At 36.1% G+C, this 227-nt stretch carries 1 protein-coding gene; it reads right to left on the bottom strand.

Annotated features, from left to right (window positions below; all coding sequences use genetic code 11):
• A partial coding sequence (locus NOU10_RS09370; RefSeq protein WP_305119831.1) for a hypothetical protein occupies nt 1-227 on the bottom strand: 227 nt, incomplete at both ends.

Genomic DNA, 227 nt, shown 5'->3' with positions numbered 1-227 from the left:
TTGGTGAATCAAAGCCTGTCAAAAGTCTATCAACCACAATAACAATATCTAATTGCTGGCTTGGAGCTTGATACTGCTTAGATTTTCGTGCAAGTCTATCGTTAACATTTCGGTTATAAGCATCAATTTGCCCCATCTCAAAGTTAGTCCCAAACATTGCATTGTAATCTTTGAGTGAATCTTTCATGTCATCTTGGTTATCCTTTGAATTATTCTCATTTTGCGAG

The sequence above is a fragment of the Ligilactobacillus sp. MP3 genome (genome assembly GCF_024436335.1).
Classification (GTDB): Bacteria; Bacillota; Bacilli; order Lactobacillales; family Lactobacillaceae; genus Ligilactobacillus; species Ligilactobacillus salivarius.
This window is presented reverse-complemented; position numbering and strand designations above follow the sequence as displayed.